The sequence below is a fragment of the Cryobacterium sp. SO2 genome, assembly GCF_026151165.2.
Classification (GTDB): domain Bacteria; phylum Actinomycetota; class Actinomycetes; order Actinomycetales; family Microbacteriaceae; genus Cryobacterium.
In genome coordinates, this window is record NZ_CP117849.1 from 1,535,475 (window position 1) to 1,552,363 (window position 16,889).

General features: G+C 68.1%; 17 protein-coding genes. 11 read left to right on the plus strand and 6 right to left on the minus strand.

What is annotated here, in order from left to right; translation table 11 throughout:
* Window positions 1-11 precede the first annotated feature (11 nt).
* Entirely contained in the window at window positions 12-905 is an 894-nt protein-coding gene (locus tag BJQ94_RS07005) for a DUF808 domain-containing protein (RefSeq protein WP_265399890.1), read from the minus strand.
* Between the two features lie 137 nt (window positions 906-1,042).
* Here BJQ94_RS07005 and BJQ94_RS07010 point away from each other — a divergent pair, with 137 nt between their 5' ends.
* Together BJQ94_RS07010 and pgi are read left to right on the plus strand one after the other, a co-directional pair.
* Window positions 1,043-1,396, plus strand: coding sequence for a VOC family protein (locus tag BJQ94_RS07010; protein ID WP_265399891.1), 354 nt, complete (start codon window positions 1,043-1,045; stop codon window positions 1,394-1,396).
* A 112-nt stretch (window positions 1,397-1,508) separates the two neighbouring features.
* Window positions 1,509-3,224 (plus strand): glucose-6-phosphate isomerase, encoded by a 1,716-nt coding sequence (pgi, locus tag BJQ94_RS07015; protein ID WP_265399892.1) that lies wholly within the window; start codon window positions 1,509-1,511, stop codon window positions 3,222-3,224.
* A 74-nt stretch (window positions 3,225-3,298) separates the two neighbouring features.
* Here the strand turns inward: pgi and BJQ94_RS07020 are convergent, their stop codons facing one another.
* A complete protein-coding gene (locus tag BJQ94_RS07020) occupies window positions 3,299-4,588 on the minus strand; it encodes a hypothetical protein (protein ID WP_265399893.1) in 1,290 nt (429 codons plus the stop codon).
* A gap of 212 nt (window positions 4,589-4,800) precedes the next feature.
* Here BJQ94_RS07020 and BJQ94_RS07025 point away from each other — a divergent pair, with 212 nt between their 5' ends.
* From BJQ94_RS07025 to BJQ94_RS07035, 3 genes are all read left to right on the plus strand, one after another.
* Window positions 4,801-5,343, plus strand: a complete 543-nt coding sequence (locus tag BJQ94_RS07025; protein WP_265399894.1) for a PadR family transcriptional regulator — start codon at window positions 4,801-4,803, stop codon at window positions 5,341-5,343.
* A 3-nt stretch (window positions 5,344-5,346) separates the two neighbouring features.
* On the plus strand, window positions 5,347-7,053 hold the full coding sequence (locus tag BJQ94_RS07030; protein WP_265399895.1) for an AarF/UbiB family protein: 1,707 nt from the start codon (window positions 5,347-5,349) through the stop codon (window positions 7,051-7,053).
* A gap of 213 nt (window positions 7,054-7,266) precedes the next feature.
* Window positions 7,267-8,514 (plus strand): amidohydrolase, encoded by a 1,248-nt coding sequence (locus BJQ94_RS07035; protein ID WP_265399896.1) that lies wholly within the window; start codon window positions 7,267-7,269, stop codon window positions 8,512-8,514.
* Window positions 8,515-8,538: 24 nt separating this feature from the next.
* Here the strand turns inward: BJQ94_RS07035 and BJQ94_RS07040 are convergent, their stop codons facing one another.
* Both BJQ94_RS07040 and BJQ94_RS07045 read right to left on the minus strand, forming a co-directional pair.
* Window positions 8,539-9,264 carry a DNA alkylation repair protein gene (locus BJQ94_RS07040; protein ID WP_265399897.1) on the minus strand — a complete coding sequence of 242 codons (726 nt, stop codon included), beginning with the start codon at window positions 9,262-9,264 and terminating at the stop codon, window positions 8,539-8,541.
* 26 nt (window positions 9,265-9,290) lie between these two features.
* Window positions 9,291-10,217 (minus strand): RNA polymerase sigma-70 factor, encoded by a 927-nt coding sequence (locus BJQ94_RS07045; RefSeq protein ID WP_265399898.1) that lies wholly within the window; start codon window positions 10,215-10,217, stop codon window positions 9,291-9,293.
* Between the two features lie 161 nt (window positions 10,218-10,378).
* Here BJQ94_RS07045 and BJQ94_RS07050 point away from each other — a divergent pair, with 161 nt between their 5' ends.
* Window positions 10,379-11,647, plus strand: coding sequence for an FAD-dependent oxidoreductase (locus BJQ94_RS07050; RefSeq protein ID WP_265399899.1), 1,269 nt, complete (start codon window positions 10,379-10,381; stop codon window positions 11,645-11,647).
* 146 nt (window positions 11,648-11,793) lie between these two features.
* Here the strand turns inward: BJQ94_RS07050 and BJQ94_RS07055 are convergent, their stop codons facing one another.
* Window positions 11,794-12,663 carry a helix-turn-helix domain-containing protein gene (locus BJQ94_RS07055; protein ID WP_265399900.1) on the minus strand — a complete coding sequence of 290 codons (870 nt, stop codon included), beginning with the start codon at window positions 12,661-12,663 and terminating at the stop codon, window positions 11,794-11,796.
* A 101-nt stretch (window positions 12,664-12,764) separates the two neighbouring features.
* Between BJQ94_RS07055 and BJQ94_RS07060 the strand changes: the two genes are divergently transcribed.
* A complete protein-coding gene (locus BJQ94_RS07060) occupies window positions 12,765-13,511 on the plus strand; it encodes an SDR family NAD(P)-dependent oxidoreductase (protein WP_265399901.1) in 747 nt (248 codons plus the stop codon).
* 13 nt (window positions 13,512-13,524) lie between these two features.
* On the opposite strand, the gene BJQ94_RS07065 is transcribed toward BJQ94_RS07060, so the two are convergent.
* Window positions 13,525-13,902 carry a hypothetical protein gene (locus BJQ94_RS07065; RefSeq protein ID WP_265399902.1) on the minus strand — a complete coding sequence of 126 codons (378 nt, stop codon included), beginning with the start codon at window positions 13,900-13,902 and terminating at the stop codon, window positions 13,525-13,527.
* A 134-nt stretch (window positions 13,903-14,036) separates the two neighbouring features.
* Here BJQ94_RS07065 and BJQ94_RS07070 point away from each other — a divergent pair, with 134 nt between their 5' ends.
* Genes BJQ94_RS07070 through BJQ94_RS07085 form a run of 4 tightly spaced genes read left to right on the plus strand, consistent with a single transcriptional unit; the run spans window position 14,037 to window position 16,855 of the window.
* Entirely contained in the window at window positions 14,037-14,816 is a 780-nt protein-coding gene (locus BJQ94_RS07070; RefSeq protein WP_265399903.1) for a DNA helicase, read from the plus strand.
* Between the two features lie 9 nt (window positions 14,817-14,825).
* Window positions 14,826-15,533, plus strand: a complete 708-nt coding sequence (locus BJQ94_RS07075; RefSeq protein WP_265399904.1) for a histidine phosphatase family protein — start codon at window positions 14,826-14,828, stop codon at window positions 15,531-15,533.
* 9 nt (window positions 15,534-15,542) lie between these two features.
* Window positions 15,543-16,085 (plus strand): DUF3090 domain-containing protein, encoded by a 543-nt coding sequence (locus BJQ94_RS07080; RefSeq protein WP_265399905.1) that lies wholly within the window; start codon window positions 15,543-15,545, stop codon window positions 16,083-16,085.
* 2 nt (window positions 16,086-16,087) lie between these two features.
* Window positions 16,088-16,855: an SCO1664 family protein gene (locus tag BJQ94_RS07085; RefSeq protein WP_265399928.1), complete on the plus strand. Its 768-nt coding sequence runs from the start codon at window positions 16,088-16,090 to the stop codon at window positions 16,853-16,855.
* Window positions 16,856-16,889 lie beyond the last annotated feature (34 nt).

Below are 16,889 nucleotides of genomic sequence, written 5' to 3' on the forward strand. Positions count from 1 at the left end.
CGTTTCAATGCTCAGTGAGCGGCGGCTTCTGCGCGGTTCCGGGGGAAAAGGCGCGAGACCCCGAGGACGATCCCGGCCACGATCAGGCCGAGGATGAGCCCGAACACGGCCGACATCGCCGTGTCGGCAACCCAGATGACCACGGGGCCTGCGGCGTCGATGGCGTGCGTCACGGCGTGCAGCACGTCGGCGGGTCCGTGCCAGAAAGTGTCGGCCAGGTTGGTGATCACCAGGTGGCCACCCACCCACAGCATGGCGACGGTGCCGATGACACTGATCACCCGGAACACAGCGGGCATCGCTGCCACGATGCGCGCTCCGGCGCGGCGCACGTGCCGGGCCGGGTTCTTCATCAGGGCGAGCCCGATGTCGTCGATCTTCACGAGCAGGGCGACGGCGCCGTAGACGAGCGCCGTCATGCCGAGGCCGATCACCACCAGAGCACCGAGCGTCATCCAGATGCCGAAATCGGGGTCGAGGCTGGCCAGCGCGATGAGCATGATCTCGGTGCTGAGGATGAGGTCGGTGCGGATGGCGCCGAAGATCAGCTTGCCCTCATCCCGCGACTCGGTCTCACCGGCGGCGTGATGCACGCCGAACCACTCGGTGACCTTCTCCGCGCCCTCGAAGCACAGGTAGGTGCCGCCGAGAATCAGCAGGAACGGCAGCACCCAGGGCGCGAACGCGGTGAGCAGCAGCGCGATCGGGATGATGATGACGAACTTGTTGAACAGGCTGCCCAGCGCGATGCGCCACACAACGTGCAGCTCGCGTGCCGGCGTGAGCCCCTGCACGTACTGCGGGGTGACGGCCGCGTCGTCGATCACGACGCCGGCGGTCTTCGCGCTCGCCTTGAGGGCGGCGGTGAGTATGTCATCGACTACGGCGAGCAAGCCGACCGACATCTGGTTCTCCTCGGATTGGGGGCGTCGTCCTCGTGAGCGGCGACGGCAATGGAATCCACAGTACCGGGCGGCCCATTCCCGAGTGCTACCGTGCCCGATGCTGGCGGAGCGACGGGCGGCCGCGATACTGTTCGGGCATGGCACTGAAGTGGGAAGAAGTCGTCGTTGACAGCCGCGATCCGAGGGCGCTCGGGCTCTGGTGGCGGGATGCCCTGGGCTGGGTCGTGGTCGGCGACGGCGCCGACGAGATGGAGATCGCGCCCGCGGAGGGGGCCAATCCGACGCTGTTCTTCGGGGCGGTGCCCGAGGAGAAGCTGGTGAAGAACCGGCTGCACCTCGACTTCGTGCCCGACGACCAGGCCGCCGAAGTGGAACGGCTGCTCAACCTGGGCGCGACCCGCGTGGACATCGGACAGCACGACACTCCCTGGGTGGTTCTCGCCGACCCCGAGGGCAACGAATTCTGCGTTCTGGCGGCCCGCCCCGCCTAGCCTCCAGGCCGGGTCCGAAAACGGCCGGCACGGCAATAGGCTGGGAGCGGTCCGCCTCGCTGCGCTGAGGGAGTCGCGGGCACTCTATAGTTCCGGCGCTCAGGAGAAACCCATGACCGAATTCGCCCCCGTTGATCCCACCTCGACCGATGCGTGGAAGCAGCTTTCCGGCATCGCCGAGGGCTTCTCGCCCGATCTGCGCGGGTGGTTCGCCACCGACAGCGCACGGGCCGACCGGTACACCTTCCAGGCCGCCGACCTCACCATCGACCTGTCGAAGAACCTCCTCACCGAGGAGATCCTGGCCCAGCTGCTGCAGCTCGCGAAGGACACCGACATCGCCGGCCGCTACAGCGCCATGATCACCGGCGAACACATCAACGTGACCGAAGACCGCGCGGTGCTGCACACCGCGCTGCGTCGCCCCAAGAACGGCGCTGACCTCGTGCCGCCGGCCGGCTTCGTCGTGGACGGCCAGGACGTGGACGCGGATGTTCACGCCACCCTCGACAAGGTCTACGCCTTCGCCGAGAAGGTTCGGTCGGGTGAATGGACCGGCGTGACCGGCAAGCGCATCGAGACCGTCGTCAACATCGGCATCGGCGGCTCTGACCTCGGCCCCGTCATGGTCTACGAAGCTCTCAAGCCGTACGTGCAGGCCGGCCTCGAGATCCGCTTCGTGTCGAACATCGACCCGACCGACGTCTACGAGAAGACGGCGGGCCTGGACCCCGAGACCACGCTCTTCATCGTCGCGTCCAAGACCTTCGGAACCCTCGAGACCCTCACCAACGCCCGTCTGGCCCGCGAGTGGCTGTGGAACCAGCTCCTCGCTGCCGGCGCCATCGACGACGAAGAAGCCGCCCGCACCGACGCGGTTGCCAAGCACTTCGTGGCCGTGTCGACCGCTCTCGACAAGGTCGCCGCATTCGGGATCGACCCCGAAAACGCGTTCGGCTTCTGGGACTGGGTGGGTGGCCGGTTCTCGGTCGACTCCGCCATCGGCACCTCCGTGGTCATCGCCATCGGCCCCGACAACTGGCGCGAATTCCTCGCCGGTTTCCACGCCCTCGACGAGCACATGCGCACCGCACCCCTCGAGCAGAACGTGCCCGTGCTGATGGGCCTCCTGAACGTTTGGTACACCAACTTCCTCAAGGCGCAGAGCCACGCCGTGCTGCCCTACGCCCAGTACCTGCACCGCTTCCCGGCCTACCTGCAGCAGCTCACTATGGAGTCGAACGGCAAGAGCGTGCGCTGGGATGGCTCGCCCGTCACGACCGACACCGGTGAGATCTTCTGGGGCGAACCGGGCACCAACGGTCAGCACGCCTTCTACCAGCTCATCCACCAGGGCACCCGCCTGGTTCCGGCCGACTTCATCGCGGTCGCCAACCCCGCGCATCCCCTGAAGGACGAGGCCGCAGACAAGCCGGGCCAGGACGTGCACGCGCTGTTCATGGCGAACTTCTTTGCCCAGACCAAGGCCCTCGCGTTCGGCAAGACCGCCGACGAGGTGCGCGCCGAGGGCACCGCAGAGTCTGTTGTGCCGGCCCGCTCCTTCGCCGGCAACCGGCCGACCACGTCGATTCTCGCGCCGGCCCTCACGCCGAGCGTGGTGGGCCAGCTCATCGCGCTCTACGAGCACATCGTGTTCGTGGAAGGCACCATCTGGGGCATCGACTCCTTCGACCAGTGGGGTGTCGAGCTCGGCAAGCAGCTGGCCGTGCAGATCGCCCCCGCAGTCGAGGGCGACACGGCAGTGCTGGAGTCCCAGGATTCCTCGACTAAGTCGCTGATCGCGAAGTACCTCGAGCTGCGCGACTAACACCGAGCACGTCCCGCACGCGAAATCGCTCCTGAGAACTCTCAGGAGCGATTTCTGCTGTGCCACGCTTCGGGCTACGGCACGAGAGGGCGATAGTACTTGTCGGCCTGCCGCCCCGCCGTCACGGCGGTTTTGTCTGGTGCCGTGCTGAAACCGATCTTGGCGGATGCGGTGTAGTCGAGTCCGATCTGATCCAGCGCCCGGGTGAACTCCGTGACGAACCCGTCGGACTCGAAGCTCTGCAGAACGTCGACGGTGATGAACGCCCCGGCCGACAGCATGTTCAGGATGAGTCCCTTGTTGCCACTGCTGTACAGGTGCACCGAGTCGACGTATTCGGCGCACTCGCCGAACTGCAGCTGACCCAGGTAGCTCACCACGAACGTGTCGATGCAGAGGTTGTCGAAGAACGACAGCATCCGCTTCTTCTCGGCCATCGTGGGCAGCTGGTCGAGCTTGTCGCTCAGGCCGATCTGACTATTCGCGGCGGCCCGAACCGCATCCGGTTGCCGTTGCTCCGCGATCTGCGCCCGGTACTCGGTGGCCTGCTCGCGCAGGCTCAGCCCGGCCAGGGCGTCGGTGTAGGGCAGGTACAGGCTGCTGACGCAGTTCTTGTGCGTGTTCGGGTGCCCGAGCTCGGTGCGCATGTCACTGGCCAGGCTGCAGACGATGGGGGTGTCGGCATCCGGATGCAGCGTTGTGATGGCCGCCCCGGCCAGCAGCGCCACCAGGATCGACGGGGTGGCGTTGTTCGCCCGGGCGAACGCCAGGAACTGCTCGCGATCGATGGTGATCTCGGAGCGGTAGGAGGTGTCGACGGTAGCGGCGTTCTCCGGGAGCGCATACCCGGCCTTGATGACGTGCGGAGCCGGGGTGTCGCCCACCTCGTACCGCCTGTAGCCGAACGGTTCGTCGGTCTCGCCCGGGAGCAGCGGTTCGCCGGCCAGCCGGACGGCCTCGGGCGCGAGGGCCGTGGAGTAGCGCATCGAGCAGTAGTAAAAGATCAGCGTCTCGAGGAACGGCGTGATGCCACGGCCGTCGCACAGCGCGTGATGAAACGCCACCCGGATGCTGGCGCCCGAGTAGGTGACGTCGATGAGGTGGTAATTCACGCTCATGCTGCCCAGCGCGCGAAGTTTGTCGGTCTTGGCGAAGGCCACCGACAGCGGGTTCTCGGCGATGTAAAAGTCGCCGTCCTTCTCCACCAGCTTGCTGGTCAGGTAGGGGTAGCGCAGCAGGGCCTTCTCCAGCGCCCTGCGCAGGAGGTCGCCGCGCACCTTCTGGGTCATACGCACGTCCAGGACGGTGCTGTTGAGGCCGCCGTCCCGATACAGATACGCCTGGCCTGACCGGATCTTCTTCATGGTGTTCCTCTCGTCGAGCGGCGAACCTGGGGGAGGGGCGACGGCTCGGGGTTGATCCCAGACTGCCCGCCCGACCCGGGCGGCGAATCGTGCAATCGGACGGCGGTTGACTACTGCGTTCGGACGACACAAGCAACCGGACAGCACCCTGTGATTTACCAGCCACCGCGTATATCGTTGAGTATCGTTAGCGAGTCATGGAGGAGATCATCATGGGCAATTCATTCCCATCCAGCGGGTTCGGCGGCGGCCACGCCGACGGCATGTGGCAGGCCATGGAGCAGTTGCGCTCGAAGTTCGAAAAGCGGGTGGGCACCCGCATGGGCCGCGGCGACGTGCGCCAGGCTGTCCTGGCGCTGCTCGCGGAGCAGCCGATGCACGGCTACCAGATCATCCACGAGATCGAGGAGCGCAGCGGCGGCACCTGGAAGCCCAGCGCCGGGTCGGTCTACCCGACCCTGCAGCTGCTGGCCGACGAGGGCCTGATCAGCGCCGAGGAGTCTAACGGACGCAAAACCTACTCGCTCACCGACGCGGGCCGCGAGGAGGTCGCCGGTTCCACCGGATCGGCGCCGTGGGCGCCCGACGGCGACGGCGAGGACACCAAGTTCACGGCGCTGCCGAAGGCCGGCATCGCGCTCGCGCAGGCCGCCGCGCAGGTGGGCCGCACCGGTTCGCCGGAGCAGATCCAGCAGGCAGTGGCAGCGATCGACGAGGCCCGTCGACGGATCTACACCATCCTCGCCCAGGACTGACGGGTGCCATCGGTTCGCCGGGACTCACCGAGCGTGAATCCCGGCGCTGGGGACGCCCGCGCGCGCTATCGCCGCATCCTGCGCTTTGCCGGCTGGAATCTGGCCGTCACGTGGTTCTACGAGCTGCTGCTGCCGCGCATCGGGCTCGCGAAGCTCGCGGAGCGCTCTCGGGCGAAACGCATGACCCGTTTTGCGCGGCGCTTCCATGTGCTCGCGGTAGACCTGGGCGGGCTGATGATCAAGGTCGGCCAGTTTCTGTCGTCCAGGCTCGACGTACTTCCGCCGGAGATCACCTCCGAGCTCGAGGGGTTGCAAGACGAGGTGCCGCCGGTTCCGTTCGAAGCGATCCGGGCGCTCGCGGAGGCCGAGCTGGGCATGCCACTGGAACGGGCGTACTCGTGGGTCGGTGAGTCGCCGGTGGCGGCGGCATCCCTCGGTCAGGCACATCGCGCCAGGCTCGCCCCGCTCGATGCCGCCGACACCGGGCTGACAGCTGTGGTGATCAAGGTGCAGCGGCCCGGCATCGACAAGATCGTCGATGTCGACCTGGCGGCCCTGCGCAAGGTGGGCGGCTGGCTCAGCCATGTGCGGCTGGTCTCCGATCGGGTGGATGCGCCGGCGTTGGTGGAGGAATTCGCGCAGACCAGTCTCGAGGAGATCGACTACCTGCACGAGGCCGCCAGTTCGGTGCGGTTCGCGGAGGAATTCGAGGGTGACGACCGGGTGAGCGTGCCCGCCGTGGTGTGGGAGCGTTCCACCCGGCGCGTGCTCACTCTCGAGGACGTGACGGCGATCAAGATCACCGACACGGATGCGCTGGCCGCGGCCGGGATCGACCCGGCGGAGGTGGCCCCGGTCTTCGCCGCGGTGATGTTCGATCAGCTGTTCAGCAGCGGTTTCTTCCACGCCGACCCGCACCCGGGCAACATCTTCGTGACCCCGGTGCCGAACGACCCGAGCAATCGTGGCTGGAAACTCACCTTCATCGACTTCGGGATGATGGGGGAGGTGCCCCCGACCACCCGGGCTGGTCTGCGCAAGATGCTCATCGCGGCCGCGTCGCGTGACGGCACCGGGATGGTCAACGCGGCCCGGGACCTGGGGGTGTTGCTGCCCTCGGCGGAAACCTCCGAGCTGGAGAAGGCGATGAAGCAGCTCTTCGCCCGGTTCGGCGGCATGGGCTTCGCCGAGCTGCGCGAGGTGGACCCGCGGGAGTTCCGCGACTTCGCCATTCAGTTCGGCGATGTGGTGCGAGCCCTGCCGTTCCAGCTGCCGGAGAACTTCCTGCTCATCATCCGGGCGATGTCCCTCACCTCCGGCGTGTGCAGTTCGCTGAATCCCGCGTTCAACCTCTGGGACTCCGTCGAGCCCTACGCGTCGCAACTGATCCGCGAGGAGGGCGGCAACGTGGTGCGGGACTTCGGCACCCAGGCACTCGAGAACGCCGGGATCGCCTGGGGCCTGCCCAAGCGGCTGGATGGGCTCGTCACCCGTTTCGAAGACGGCACCGTGGCCGTTGCGAGTCCCGGTCTCGAACGTCGGGTCGCCCGAGTGGAGCAGACGGTCGGACGCGTGGTGTCGGCCATCCTGTTCGGCGCCCTGCTCATCGCCGGTGCGGTGCTCCGTGCGGACGATGCGGTGCTCAGTGCGGTGCTCATGCTCGGCTCCATCCTCCCGCTGCTGCACGCGCTGTTTGCGGGGCGTAGATAGGGCGGAGTGGCGGCCCCGGGGAGGCCGTTGCCCACGGAGGCACGAACCCTGAACCTGATTGATGTCGGTGTCGAGCGGCGCTACGTTGAAGGCGAAATCCGCGACGAAACAAGCCGATGTCAGGCACCGCCACTCAGAACCCTGACGCCTGGGCCTGGGGCGCCGCTACAGGTCTCCTGAAGCTTTCGGGAGCGATATCAAGGAGGGATGCTCGTGAATACCCTGAAGGAAAATCTGACCGCCGATTCGGCCCTCGCAGCCTTCTACAAAGATCTGCACTCCCACCCCGAACTCGGATTCCAGGAACATCGCACTGCCGAGATCGTCGCGGAACGTCTGACCAGGCTCGGGTTCGATGTCACCACCGGCATCGGCGGCACCGGAGTGGCCGGGGTCCTGAAGAACGGCGCAGGTCCCACCGCACTGCTTCGTGCCGACATGGACGCGTTGCCGGTGCGGGAGGACACCGGGCTCGACTACGCCAGTACCGTGACGGCACCCAACGCGAGTGGCACGGTAGTCCCCGTGGCCCACGCCTGTGGGCACGACCTCCACACGACATGCCTGGTCGGTGCAGCCGAGGTCCTCTCATCCGACAGGTCGAACTGGTCGGGCACGCTGGTCGTGGTCTTCCAACCCGCCGAGGAACTCGGCGCGGGCGCTCAAGCCATGGTCGACGACGGACTCTACGAGAAGGTTCCCAAGCCCGACATCGTGCTGGGACAGCATGTGGCCCCGTTGCCGGCCGGCAAGATCGCAGCGCACGCCGGTGCCTCGTATGCGGGCTCGGACTCCTTGCGTGTTCGTCTCGTCGGTGCGGGCGCACACGGTTCGATGCCGCAGAACTCGATCGACCCTGTGGTGATGGCGGCGGCAACCGTGCTTCGCCTGCAGACCATCGTCTCGCGGGAGATTCCGAGCACCGACACTGCGGTGCTCACCGTCGGTTCGATCCACGCCGGCGATGCGGCCAATGTGATTCCCGGCGAGGCCGAGCTGCAGTTGAACATTCGAAGCTATACCAGCGCGGTGCGTCAACACATCCTCGACAGCGTCGACCGCATCGCCAAGGGCGAAGCGCAGACGGCAGGAGCCGCGGAAGAACCGACGATTACCGAGATCGAGCGGTTCCCCATCGTGGTGAACGATGCGGATGCGCTGGGGAAGACACTTCACGCCTTCGCCGAATGGCTCGGACCTGACCAGATTCTTGACCCCGGTGCCGGCGCCGGCAGCGAGGATGTCGGAATCCTCGCCACCAGCGCGGATGCCCCGTTGTCGTACTGGCTCCTCGGCGGCACCGACCCGAAGCTGTTCACCACCGGGGACATGACTGACCCGGCCTTGCGCACGATTCCATCGAATCATTCCCCGCGCTACGCTCCGGTCATCGACCCGACCCTCGCGATCGGGGTGACGGCGCTGGTCACCGCAGCGCGAACCTGGCTGCCGGCGGGGTGACACGAGGCTCGACGGCGACTGTCGTCAGGCCCTCTGCCGGCTCACCATCTCGGTGATCCAGATGGGCGCGAACGGCGAGGTGCAGCCCGGCGGAGTCGGGTAGTCCTTGAGCACCTCCAGCCGCTCGCCGATGGCCAGGGCACGCTCGCGAAACTCGGGGTGCTCAATCCCGATCTGGGCGAGGCAGTGGTTCATGGCCCATTGCAACCGCTCCGGGGCATCCTTCATCTCGGCCTCGATGAGGTCGAGCAGCCCGGCACGATCAAGGCCCTCGGGGGACTTGGCCACGCGTTCGGTGGTCAGAGCCCAGCCGGCGCTGGCGACCACGGGGTCGGTGTCGGCGAACCAAACCGCCCGGAGCTCCTCGACATGCGGGTTCTTCTTCACTACGTAGTTCACGAGCCAGTCCTGCACCTTGGGGGTGCGCGCCTCGCGCAGCATGGCATCCAGCTCGTCACTGTCGAACAACTTGGGGCGGCAGATCAGGATGGCCAGCAGCCGCGCCGCCGTATCACCGGTGCCCCACAGGTCCCGAGCCAGCTCCTGCTGGGTCTTGAGGCGCTTGGCGAGCGCGCGCAGCTGGGTGAGGTTCACACCGTGGTCATCACCGTGGTTGGCGTTGATCGCACGGAACTTCGGGTCTTCGAGCGCGGCCAGCTCGGCCATCACCTCGGCCATCACCTCGGCGAGCGTCTGGCCGGTCGCCTTCTGCCCGAGCACCGTCTGGCCGGTCACCGTTGTCTGGGCCATCGCAGTCTCCTGTTCCTCGCAGGACTTCAGCCTACGGCCGGTGCCCATGATTCGTTTGGGACCGAGCGCACGGCGCCGAGCTTCTCGGGGTTGAGGACGAAGAAGATCCGGTGGATACCTTCGGCGGAGACACCGAGGGAGCCCACAAGATAGGGCTCGCCGTGCTGGCGAATCACAAAGGCATCGGCGCCGTTGACGGCGGTGATGTCGAGCTGGGCACCCGGCTGCAGCTTCTGAACGGTGCCGAGCAGGAACCGTCCGACCCGATCGCGCCCTTCGACCGGCCGGCGGGCGGCGGACACGATGCCACCGCCATCCGAGTAGATGATGATGTCGTCGGCCAAGAGGGTCTGCAGGCCCGCCAAGTCGCCGGCCTGGGCAGCGGCGAGGAAGGAGCGGAGCAGACGGTTCTTCTGCGCGACGCTCACCCGGGTGTCGCTGTGGTCCTGGAGGTGCAGGCGGGCGCGCCGGGCGAGCTGGCGGGCGTTGGCCTCGGTCGTCTCGATCACCGCGGCGATGTCGCTGAAGCTGTAGTCGAAGGCCTCGTGCAACAGATAAACCGCGCGCTCCTTCGGCGTCAAACGTTCCATCAAGAGCAGAAGACCGATCTCGAGGGCTTCCGTGTTCTCCGCACCCAGTTCCGGGTCGGTGCCGGTGAGAACCGGCTCCGGAAGCCACGGGCCGATGTAGGTCTCGCGGCGAACCCGCGCCGATGTCGCCACGTTGATCGCCAGGCGGGTTGTCATGGTCGTCAAGAACGCGGCATGGCTGCGGATGGCAGACCGGTCGGTGGTCTGCCATTTGATCCAGGCATCCTGCAGCACGTCTTCGGCCTCAACGGCACTGCCGAGCATGCGGTAGGCGATGCCGAACAGCCGTGGCCGCATTGACTCGAACCCGGTAGCCAGCTCAGCCAGTTCCGCTGTGGTGGCGTCGCGACTGGGCGTTCCCATCGGCATCCTCTGCTCGGTGTAGCGTTTTCGGTCGTCAATTTAGCACCCGCTCGGCACTCGGCGTTGGCACCGTGTCACGATCTGGCGGTGCAGCCGGTCAGTACTGAAGAAGCCCTCTGATGTACCCCGCTGACGAAATCCCGTTCCGAGAAGGAGACCGAATGAGCACCTGTGTCGAACACCGGGTTGTCGTGATCGGAGCCGGCTATGCAGGCATCCTGGCGGCCAACCGGGTGCAAGCGTCCCTGACGGCTGCCGAGGCCCGACGTGTGCGCGTCACGCTGGTGAACCCCCGCGCCGATTTCATCGAACGCGTGCGCCTGCACGAGGTGGCCGCCGGCGTACGCAGCAGCGCCGCGATTCCGCTGGGCGAGATGCTGCACGAGCGTATCGAGATCGTCTTGGGAACGGTGCTGCAGATCGACGCTCCCGGCCGGCTGCTCTCCGTGCTGACGAGCAACGCGGCGGCGGGCAGCGGGATCACGAGCGAGCCCTATGACACCCTGGTCTATGCCGTGGGGAGCGTCGCCGCGCTCGGAGCACCCGGAGTGGGCGACTTCGCGCACCTGCTCGGCAACCCGGACGGCGCGGAGACCGCGCGCCGTGCGCTCGCCACCGGCCCGCACGATCAACGCGTCGTCGTGGTCGGCGGCGGGGCGACGGGGGTCGAGGCCGCCGCCGAGTTCGCCGAACAGTACCCGTCCGCGTCGGTCACCCTGGTGTCCCGGGGCACCGTGCTCGCGCATCTCCCCGTGGCATCCCGCCGGTACGTTGCACGGTCGCTGGCGAGGCTCGGGGTCACTGTTCTGGAGGGAAACGGTGCCGTACGGGTTCTGTCCGACGCCGTGGAGCTCGCCGACGGCACGCGGGTTCCCAGCGAGGTCACCGTCTGGACCGCCTCATTCGCCGTGCCCGACCTCGCCCGGCGCAGCGGGCTCGCCGTGGACCCGATCGGCCGGCTGCTGGTCGACGACGAACTCCGGGCGGTCGAGCACCCGGAGATCTTCGGGGCCGGCGACGCCGTGCGTCCGCCGCCGTCCGTGGCTGCGCACCTGCGAATGGGCTGCGCCGTCGCGATGCCCCTCGGCGGCCACGCCGCCGATAACGTTCTGGCGGGACTGCGCGGAAAACCCCTGACGAAGCTCGATATCGGTTTCGCTGCCCAGTGCATCAGCATCGGCCGCAGAAGGGGGATCATCCAACTGCTCACCAAGGCCGACCAACCCCGGCCGATCCGCCTCACCGGTCGGGCCGGGGCGGTGGTGAAGGAATTCGTCTGTGCCGTCATCGCGACCGGTTCGCCCCGACGGGAGCGCACCCACCCCGGGTCATTGCTGTTGCCGTCAGGTCCGAAGCGGATGCCCGGCGACCTCAGCGGCCGGGATGCTCCGGGCCGAACAGATCCGCACACTGCTGATTCCCGGTCCTGAACGCTGCGACGACCGGGCACTACGCCGTGATGCGGGGACGACGGCCGTCATCAGGATCACGACTCGGCCATCCGTCTCGCCGTCCTTTTTCCTTGGCGTGAATGCCGCCCGACCAGGGCGCCGGGTGTGACGGACGCTCGGCGGCGCTAGTCGGCAGCCGGCCCGTCGGCGAGGGTCGCCGAGGCGAACCGCTGGTGGCCGAGCACGGCCAGGAGCGCCAGCTTCTCGGCGCCCTTGCTCCGCGGCGCCGCGGTGAGGATGAGCAGCGCCTGGCCCTGGTCCTCGGTGTACAGGGTCTGGCAGTCGAGTTCGATGGCACCCAGTTCGGGATGGATCAGGGTCTTGTGGTCTTGGAAGCGGGTGGCGACATCGTGCCGTTCCCAGATCTCGGTGAACTCGGGGCTCACCTTGGTCAGTTCCCGCACCAGAGTGCCCGCGCGGGAGCGTTGGCCGGCGGCTCCGAAGGCCGCTCGCAGGCCGGCCACCTGGGCCCGGCCCTGCCGGAGCCGGTCGGCAAGAGGGTAGATCTCCTGCTCGGCGGGGTCGGTGAACCAGCGGTAGACGCTGCTGCGCGCCAGCCCGGTGTGCCGGGAATGGTCGCCGAGGAGCGCGGCGCCCAGCCAGTTCTGCGCCAGGGTCTCGCCGAGGCTGGAGAGAATGAGCGCCGGGGTCTCGTCGAGCCGGTCGAAGACCCGCAGGAGGGTGGGGGCGACGTGCGTGTCCATAGGGGTGCGCGCGGGCACGTTGTGGCCGGCGAGACGGTACAGGTAGTCACGCTCGTCGTTGCTCAGCCGCAGTGCCCGGGCCAGCGCCGCCAGCATCTGTTCGGATGGTTGTGGGCTGCGGGCCTGCTCCATCCGCACGTAGTAGTCCGCGGACATCCCGGCCAGCGCGGCGACCTCCTCGCGGCGGAGGCCCGGCACCAGGCGTCGCGGTCCCTCTGGCAGGCCGACGTCTTCGGGGCGGAGCCCGTTCCGGCGGGAGCGGAGAAAAGCGGCGAGGGCTGCGTGGTCCATGCCTCCATCATCCGTCACGAACGCGCTCCTCTCCAGGGACCGGCAGTCCTACGACAACGGCTCCTCTCCCGCATCCGGTGGTCGCCGCGCACACTCGAGACATGAACATCACCGGAAACACCATTTTCATCCCCGGCGCCACGTCGGGCATCGGCCTCGCCCTGGCCCTGCGACTGCAGGCCGCCGGCAACACTGTCGTGATCGGCGGACGCCGCACCGACGTGCTCGAAGGCCTCGCCGCCGAGCACGGCCTCTCGACCGTCACCATCGACACCACCGACCCGGCCTCCGTGCTGGCCGCCCGCGATCGGGTGCTCGCCGAGCACAGCGACCTGAACGTGCTCGTAGCCATGGCCGGGGTGATGAACGCCGAAGACGTACGCGGCGCCACCTTCCTGGTGGAGGCCGAGCGCATCGTCGACACCAACATCAACGGACCGCTGCGTCTGATCTCGGCATTCATCGATCACCTGCAGACCCGCCCCGCCGCCACCCTCATGACGGTCTCGTCCGGCTTGGCCTTCACGCCGCTGGCCTTCACCCCGACCTACAACGGCACCAAGGCCTTCATCCACCAGTACAGCGAGACGATTCGGATGCAGCTGGCGGGCACCTCTGTTCAGGTCATCGAACTCGTGCCGCCGGCTGTGCAAACCGAACTCATGGTCGGCAACTCGGTGAACGAGCACTTCATGCCCCTCGACGCCTTCGCCGACGAGGTCATGGCGTTGCTGGAAACCCAGCCCGACGCCCAGGAGATCCTGGTCGAGACCGTGAAGTTCCTGCGCTTCGCCGAGGTGGAGGGTCGCTACGCGGCGACCATCGCGGCGCTCAACCCGGCCGCCTAGCCAGCCCGCCCGATCAGGTGGGTGCGCCGCCCCGGAATGCGCGAATGATCTGCGCGAGCGCCATTCCGGCGGCGGTCACCACGGGCACGGCCACCACCATCAGGGCGATGCGGTTGGGACGGAAGCGCAGGCCGTCGGGGCCTCCCACGTAGGCGCCGATCGGAACCGCGTAGCCGCCGCCTCCGCCACCGCTGCCCTCACCGCCGCCCATGCCCGTCGGGCCCAGGCCGCCGTCGGGCAGCTCGCTGGACCCTTCGCCCCCGCCGAAGCCGAAGCCGACGAGGGCGACGGGGACAAGCTCATGGCCGTCCACCGTTGTGCGTTCGCCGTACGCCAATTTCGCGCCCCAGGAGGGCACCGATTGCACCAGATTCTCGATGATGTTCGCCATGGAGCGACCGTACGCGGGTTGGCAATTCTCGGCTAGGCGCCTCGCGAGTTCTGCACAGGGGCGCGAGCCGGGCACGTATCCACAGCCGGCAACGTTCTCGCCGAGGGGGCGTGGGCCGGCACGACACTGGGCGAATGGAACTCAGCATCTGGCTGTCCCAGCACGGGGGTATTGCTCATTCGGAACAGGCCCTGCGGGCGGGCTTCACCCGCTATGCCATTCGGCAGGGCATTGCCGGCGGTGTCTGCACCCGGATCCGGCGCGACTGGCTGGCCATGCCGACGGCGCCAGCGGATCTGCGCGCCGCGGCGGTGCTCGGCGGCCGGGTTGCCTGCCTCAGCCTCGCCCGGCGACTCGAGTTGTGGCACCTCTCTGACGGGATGAACCACGTGAGCATCCCCAGAAACAGGGCGGTGCCGGCATCCGACACCCTGCGGGTGCATTGGAGTGCCGGACCGATGCCGGGTGCCCGGTTCGCGCTGGTGGAACCGGTGGAGAACGCGCTCGTGCACATTGCCGAGTGCCAACCCTTCGAAAACGCACTCGTCGTGTGGGACTCCGCCCTGAATAAGAAGCTCGTGACCCAGCACTCGCTCGCGAGGCTGCACCTGCGCAGTGCCGCGGCCCGCGCCGTGCGAGACGTCGCATCGGGGCTGGCCGATTCGGGTCTGGAGACGCTGCCCGTGTCTCGGCTGGCCTTCATCGGCATCCGGGTGAGCCAGCGGGTGATGCTCGACGGGCACCGAGTAGACGGGCTCATCGGCGAGCGACTGGTATTGCAGATCGATGGATTCAGTTTCCACTCCACCGCTGAGCAGCGACGGGCGGACATCGCTCACGATCGCCTCCTAACCGTGCGACCGTCTTGGGGGGTGCGTGCGGGGCGGATGCGTGCGGCGCGGTCGGCTGTCTAGGCTGTAGCCATGGCCACAGTCATCCTCGTGCGGCACGGCCGCACCACCGCCAACGCCTCTGGCCTACTCGCCGGCCGTACCGCCGGAGTGCTGCTCGATGAGATCGGCCGTGATCAGGCCGCGTCCGCAGGCTCCCGGCTGGCCGCGGTGCCGCTGGTGGGCGTGGTGTCCAGCCCGCTCGAGCGCTGCCGGCAGACCGCGCAGCTGATCCTCGACCTGCAGACGGGCTCCCCGGTGACGCCGGTGGAGGACGACCTCACCGAATGCGACTACGGCGACTGGCAGGGCCGCACCCTCAGCGACCTCGCCACCGAAGCGCTCTGGCCCGTCGTGCAGACCCAGCCGTCCGCCGTCACCTTCCCCAACGGTGAGGCGATGGCCACCATGCAGTCTCGCTCGGTCGCCGCGATCCGCCGGCACGACGCGGCCTTCGAGGCGCAGCACGGGCCGGGAGCGGTGTGGGTGGCGGTGAGCCACGGGGACATCATCAAGTCGATCCTGGCGGATGCGCTCGGCATGCACCTGGACCTGTTCCAGCGCATCAACGTGGGCCCGGCATCCGTCTCGATCGTGCGTTACGGCAATAGCCGGCCCACAGTGCACGCCACGAACACCGACGCCGGCGACCTCTCCTGGCTCGCCGCCGCGGGCCCGGCGGCCGACGCGCCGGTCGGCGGTGGTGCCGGACATCAGCCGCAGCACGCCGCGCGCGCCTAAAATACCTCCATGCCTACAATCGTCCATGAGTTCGCCTGGCCGGATCGGGTCGTCATCGGCACGGTCGGTCTGCCCGGTTCCCGCACTTTCTACCTGCAGGTGCGCACCGGTGCCCGGATCGTCAGCATCGCGCTGGAGAAGCAACAATCGGCGCTGCTCGCGGAGAAGATCGACGAGATCCTCGACCAGCTGATCGCCTACGAGGGCAACCCGTTCAGCATCCCCAAGGGCACGCCCATCGAACTCGTCGACAACGACCCGCTTGAGCAACCCGTCGACGAGGAGTTCCGCACCGCGGCCATGAGCCTGGGCTGGGACCCGTCGACGGTGCAGGTCGTTCTCGAGGCGCACTGGTACGACGAGGAGAGCCCGGAGTTCGACCCGGAGACGCTCGAACCGGGGGAGACCCTGGTGGTGCGGATGCCCGTGGGCACCGCGCGGGCGTTCGCCAGGCGCACCCGCGAGGTGGTGGGCGCCGGCCGGCCGCTCTGCCCGCTCTGCGGCGAGCCCATCGACCCGGACGGGCACACCTGCATCCTCCCCGGCGTGTGAGCATGCCGGACGCCGACCTCCTCGACGGTGAGCTCGAACTCACGGGCCGGATCACGACGGCCTCCAACGCCACCTTCCTCGGCGAGATCGCGGGGGTCACGGTGGTCTACAAACCGATCGCCGGCGAGAACCCGCTCTGGGACTTTCCCGATGGCGACCTCGCCAGCCGCGAGGCCGCGGCCTACCTGGTGTCGGAGGCGTTCGGCTGGAACGTGGTGCCGCGCACGTGGCTGCGCGACGGCCCGATGGGCCCGGGGATGACCCAGCTGTGGCAGGACGCCGACCCCGAGCAGGACGCCGTGGACCTGGTCCCGGCCGAGGAGGTGCCCGCGGACGGCTGGCGGCAGGTGCTCGAGGGGGAGGACGGGAACAACCGCCGGGTCGCGCTCATCCACGAGGATTCCGCTGCGCTTCGCCGGATGGCCGTGTTCGACATCGTCGTGAACAACGCCGACCGCAAGGGCGACCACATCCTCGCGATGCCCGACGGGCACAGGCACGGGGTGGACCACGGCCTCACCTTCCACGCCGAGCACAAACTGCGCACGGTGCTCTGGGGCTGGATCGGCGACGACCTCAGCGACGATGAACTGGCCGGCGTCGACCGGGTGCGCGCCCAGTTGGCCGGTGACCTCGGCGACACCCTCGCCGCGTTGCTCACCCCCGCCGAGCTGGCGGCGCTGGCCGCCCGCTGCGACCGGTTGCGCAGCGAAGGCCGGTTCCCCGGCCCGGAGGGCGAGATGCCCGCGGTGCCCTGGCCGCTGTTCTGACGACCCAGTTCTGACGACGGCGGCCGGCGCTGGC